This window comes from Desulforegula conservatrix Mb1Pa (assembly GCF_000426225.1).
GTDB lineage: Bacteria > Desulfobacterota > Desulfobacteria > Desulfobacterales > Desulforegulaceae > Desulforegula > Desulforegula conservatrix.
This window is the reverse complement of the sequence record NZ_AUEY01000134.1, coordinates 1-3,654: the sequence shown is the minus strand read 5'-3', so window position 1 is coordinate 3,654 and position 3,654 is coordinate 1. Positions and strand designations below refer to the sequence as shown.

The window sequence follows — 3,654 nt, the reverse complement described above, 5'->3', positions numbered from 1 at the left end:
TCCAGTATTTCAAAAACAGGTATCCAGTAAATCCCGGTCGACTCCATGGCTACTGTCGTAACACCGCAATCCGTCAGCCAGTCTGCAAGCAGGTGAAGCGCATCTATAAATGTTGAAAACTCACGGACAGGATTATCACATGCGTTGGCAGGCACTGCCACAAAATGGCTTTTTGATCCTATGTCTATACCTGCTGCATTCATATTTATATTTTCAAGATGCCCGGGACGTCTTTTGCTTTTTGGATTTGCGTCTGTTTTCATGCCTTTTATCCTTTTATTAAAAATATGAGACACAGAGGTCAAAATTATATAAGGATTTGTTGATAGGATTTTCACTTATATTTTCAGAAAATCTGTCCAATCAAAACCGACCACTTATTACCTGTGAATGATACATATACATCGAATGTGGAACCACTTAATATGCCTTTTTGATCATATTCTGCGCTAAAAAGCCAGCATGGTGTTAGCTCAGAATTACCAAATAAGGCCAAATGTGCCTTCAATGGAGATATGGAGTAATAACAACTCTGAGCAACGACTTCTGCTTTCCCTTTTGCACATGAATAAGATGTAAAGAATACTCCAACGTTGACAGCAATCAAAAGGAGCATCGAAATAGTCAATTTTTTCATAATTTGAGTGCTAACGGTGAGCTAAGCCGCGCCGCCGCTGCTTTACTGGTAAAATCAGTGCGTGTCGGCGTCGGCTTGGGCGACTTGTTGGCCTATTAGTCACTTCTTGTATGCTGGTTTTAAGCCCTTTATCATAGGGTAATGTTTGACATTCAATGTTTTTAACACTGCATTTTCTGATTCACAGACAGCAGCTATGATTGCGTCTGCAAGTCCGACACCGTGAGACTTGCCATAATCGCGCTTATAGAGTCCACCCATTTTGGCGATTTCAGACGTTATAGGGATGACCGGAAAAAGGGATACGAAATTGTCTAAAGCGGTTTGTTCTGTAGTTCCTTTAACACCAGCATACAGCTCTGCAACAACAATAGAAGATAGAATGATTTTATGTGAATTTGCAGCTACAAAATCTACAGCATTACTGTAACCACGCAAAAAATCAATCAGGACATCTGTATCAAGAAGAAAGGACTCAGCCATGATTATAGCCTGTCCCATTCTGTTCGTATTGTGCTGAAATCAGGGAGATCCGATCGATCTTTCCAGATTCCAGCAGTCTCTCTTAATATGATTTCACGTCGATTGCTTCCAGACTGGTCTAAGAGACGGTCAACGGCGTCCCTTATAAGTTCACTTTGCTTTTTACCCAAAGTCTTAGAAAGAATTTCCAATTCAGCTCGTTGACGATCTGTGAGATATATTTGTGTTCTTACCATACTTCACCTCCATAATGTATACACCTACATTATACATTACTATTTCGATTGTCAAGGCCAACGGTGAGCTAAGCCGCGCCGCCGCTGCCTTACTGGAAAAATCGGTGCGTGTTCGGCGTCAGCTTGGGCGACTTGTTAGAACAAGATACATTCTCAAAGTAAGTTTTATTTATTCTGCTATATTGTTTTCAGAATGCTCATGAGAATCGTAAGCATCCAGCCAACTACGTGGAAATTTGTGATGTGACAGATATAGGGAGCAAAGCTCTATAATCCTCTTCATTCTGCGCGAGTGGTATTTTCTCGAAGATGAGTTTAAGATATGCATACGGCTCGAGCTTTGCTGCTTTTGCAGATTCGACAAGGCTGTAAAGAACGGATGAGGCATGGGCTCCGTTGGGATGTCCTGAGAAGAGCCAGTTCTTTCTGCCGACCACGAAAGGCCTTATCGCGTTTTCAGCAGAATTGTTGTCAGGCTTGAGATTGCCGTTCTCAATATACCTTATCAGTCTGTTCCAGTTTGAAAGAGTGTAATTGAAAGCCTTGCCAAGCAGGCTTGACGGAGGCGTCTGGGGAGATCTTTTATCCAGCCAGTCCTTGAAATCATCAAGAACGGATTTTGATTTTTCCTGACGAAGCTGAAATATTTCTTCGACAGAAAGATTTTTTTCGGCTGCCTCTCGTTCGATTCTGTAGAACTTCTGGATAAAGGCGATGGCCTGCTCAGGGCTTCCGGCCTTGCCCTTGTCTTTCTTGGGTCTTGCTTCGATGACTTTTATGAAATAGCGACGAGCGTGGCTGAAGCAGCCAAGAAGCTTTATGTTCTGGTCTTTTTCAAGGCAGTCGTAACCGGCATAGCCATCAGTCTGGCAATAACCGCTGTAACCCTCTACAAAATCCTTGGCCACAGATCCTGATCTCGTGGGAGAGTACTGATAAATAACAGAAGGCGATTCAGGAGGGCCTCCCCTGAAAACCCACATATATGATTTGGCCTGATCAGATCTGCCAGGTTCCTTCAGAACCTGAAGGGTGGTCTCGTCAATGTTGATGCAAGGCCCGTAGAGTATCTCTTTTCTCAGGAGTTCGATTATTGGCCTGCATCTTTCAGCTACCTGGACCATCCATGAAGCCAGGGTCGAAACAGAAATATCGACTCCAATTCTGGCGAAGATCTTTGACTGACGGTAAAGAGGAAGACTGTCACAGAATTTGGAAACCACTATCCAGGATAGAAGCCCTTCGGTTGGGATGCCTTTCGGGATGATCTGAGCAGGAACAGAAGCGATCTTTACTGTCTCTCCGTCCGTACTTTCGGTTCCCTCGCATTTTCTGCAGGCGTATTTAGGCCTGATATGTCTGATCACCCTGGCTTTTGCAGGGATTATGTCGAGTTTCTCTGATGTTTCCTCTCCGATCCTCTCGAGGCAGGCCCCGCATCCACAAATCTTTTCGGATTCATCTATGTCATGAACGATTTCAACTCTTTCGAGGGATTCAGGAAGCGGCTTTCTTTTCGGCCTGACTCTCGTATGGGACGGAACCTCGATGGTTTCCTCTTTTTTATCAGCCACAGCAGATTCTGTCTCTGCCTCGTTAAAAAGAAGCATCTGTCCGTCATTTTCAGGAGCAGGTTTTTTTTCAGTTTTACTTGCGAAAATCTGATTCTGAAGAAGGCGTATCTTGCCCTCAAGTTCTTCTACATAGTCAATTACCGGTTGGCATTTCTTATTGAATATTTCAGGAGAAACTGGTATTGATTCGAGCGATTCTCTTATTTTAGAAGCATTGTCATGAGGCTGTTTTATTCCTTTTTTCATGCTGCTCTACATAGCATAAAAACATGATTTTTGCTTGTTTTTCTTCATAAAAGTGAGGAAAAACTCAAGGTTTTATGCGGCTTGAGAGCAGATATCTCCAGGCCATCCAGAATCCACATCAGTTCACGCAGGTCTATCTCCTGTATATCCTCCTTGCCTGAAGGCCACCTGAATCTCTGTAAGCATCCAGCCAACCACTTCTATTCAAGAGAAATGATATATGGCAGATTTTCTCAAAAAATATTTTGGGAGGATGATGTATGGAAGAAAAGGAAGCATTAAGCCAATCGGAATTCTGGAAAAAGGAGCTTGCGGAATGGGAGTCGAGCGGTTTAAAGGCGTTTGAATACTGCCGTATGAAGGGCCTTGGCAGGCACAAGTTTTTTTACTGGAAAAAGAAGCTGGCAAAATCGCCCGTGTCCATAGAATTCATAGAGATCCCACGAACCAAATCAGAAAATAAGCGTCCTGGTTTAGT

General features: G+C 43.3%; 4 protein-coding genes and 1 pseudogene. 1 reads left to right on the top strand and 4 read right to left on the bottom strand.

Translation table 11 applies throughout. The annotated features are described in order from the left end of the window. The 4 genes and pseudogenes from K245_RS0120835 to tnpC form a co-directional block, all read right to left on the bottom strand. Positions 1 to 203 (bottom strand): annotated as a pseudogene (locus K245_RS0120835) (IS110 family transposase); the annotation flags it as partial. A 533-nt stretch (positions 204 to 736) separates the two neighbouring features. Then, positions 737 to 1,120: a type II toxin-antitoxin system VapC family toxin gene (locus K245_RS0120825; RefSeq protein ID WP_027360715.1), complete on the bottom strand. Its 384-nt coding sequence runs from the start codon at positions 1,118 to 1,120 to the stop codon at positions 737 to 739. A gap of 2 nt (positions 1,121 to 1,122) precedes the next feature. Then, positions 1,123 to 1,356 carry a ribbon-helix-helix domain-containing protein gene (locus tag K245_RS0120820; RefSeq protein ID WP_027360714.1) on the bottom strand — a complete coding sequence of 78 codons (234 nt, stop codon included), beginning with the start codon at positions 1,354 to 1,356 and terminating at the stop codon, positions 1,123 to 1,125. A 224-nt stretch (positions 1,357 to 1,580) separates the two neighbouring features. Next, on the bottom strand, positions 1,581 to 3,176 hold the full coding sequence (gene tnpC / locus K245_RS0120815; protein ID WP_027360713.1) for an IS66 family transposase: 1,596 nt from the start codon (positions 3,174 to 3,176) through the stop codon (positions 1,581 to 1,583). A gap of 260 nt (positions 3,177 to 3,436) precedes the next feature. Between tnpC and tnpA the strand changes: the two genes are divergently transcribed. Further along, the coding region (gene tnpA / locus K245_RS0120810; RefSeq protein WP_027360712.1) for an IS66 family insertion sequence element accessory protein TnpA at positions 3,437 to 3,654 on the top strand (218 nt) is incomplete at its 3' end.

What these genes read in the sequence shown, in the direction of transcription:
- K245_RS0120825 (WP_027360715.1), bottom strand. Translation starts at nt 1,120, where the DNA reads ATGGCTGAGTCCTTTCTTCTTGATACAGATGTCCTGATTGATTTTTTG.
- K245_RS0120820 (WP_027360714.1), bottom strand. Translation starts at nt 1,356, where the DNA reads ATGGTAAGAACACAAATATATCTCACAGATCGTCAACGAGCTGAATTG.
- tnpC (WP_027360713.1), bottom strand. Translation starts at nt 3,176, where the DNA reads ATGAAAAAAGGAATAAAACAGCCTCATGACAATGCTTCTAAAATAAGA.